This window comes from Collinsella aerofaciens, assembly GCF_001405375.1.
Lineage (GTDB): Bacteria > Actinomycetota > Coriobacteriia > Coriobacteriales > Coriobacteriaceae > Collinsella > Collinsella aerofaciens_F.
In genome coordinates this window covers 1-806 of sequence record NZ_CYYP01000001.1, presented here as the reverse complement: position 1 = coordinate 806, position 806 = coordinate 1, and the positions used below count along the sequence as shown (strand labels likewise).

Sequence of the window (806 nt, the reverse complement as noted above, 5' to 3'; positions counted from 1 at the left end):
CGCGCAGGTCCACCCAGGCACCGAAGACCGAGCCGCGGGCCACGGAGATGAACTTGTCCCAGGGCTCCGCGTGGATGCCGCGGGTGACGCCGCGGCTGTCGTTGTAGGAGATGTTGTTCTGGACGATGCGGAAGTCGGGGATGCCCAGCGCGCACATCTTGGCGCGCTGCCAGTTCTCCTTGAACCAGCCGCGGTTGTCGCCGTGGACGGCCAGGTCGACGACCTTCAGGCCCCCGATGCCCGTCTCGGTGACGGAGAGGTCCTTCTCGAATGCGATGTCTGCCATGTCTCTGCTCTCCCTACTGCCCCTGCGCGCGGTAGCGGGCCTCGGTGGCCTCCTTGGCCGGGCGCCACCAGGCCTCGTTGGCGACGTACCAGTCGATGGTGGCCCTGAGGCCCTCGGCGAAGTCGGTGTGCGCCGGCCTCCAGCCCAGCTCCCGCTGGAGCTTGGAGCTGTCGATGGCGTAGCGGCGGTCGTGGCCGGGGCGGTCGGCGACCCAGTCGAAGTCCTCGGGGTCGCGCCCCATGGCCTCGAGGATCATGCGCAGCACGGTGATGTTGTCCCTCTCCCCGTCGGCGCCGATGAGGTAGGTCTCCCCCATGCGTCCCCTGGTGAGGATGTCCCAGACGGCCGAGGAGTGGTCCTCGGTGTGGATCCAGTCGCGGGGGTCGTCGAGCGCCAGGTCGCCGTAGACCTCGTCGGTGGAGACGTGGTGGTAGCGGACGCCGTATTTCCTCACGGCCTCCAGCAGGCGGAAGGTGCCCTCCACGTTGGTGCGCAGGAACGGCTCGGGGTCGGCGATGGA

General features: G+C 68.9%; 2 protein-coding genes. Both read right to left on the bottom strand.

Going from position 1 to position 806, the window contains the following annotated elements; translation table 11 throughout:
- Positions 1 to 286 (bottom strand): dTDP-4-dehydrorhamnose 3,5-epimerase family protein (locus ARB25_RS00010; RefSeq protein WP_172676292.1); only part of this gene is annotated, 286 nt, incomplete at its 3' end.
- A 13-nt stretch (positions 287 to 299) separates the two neighbouring features.
- Positions 300 to 806 (bottom strand): GDP-mannose 4,6-dehydratase (locus ARB25_RS00005; protein ID WP_156327640.1); only part of this gene is annotated, 507 nt, incomplete at its 5' end.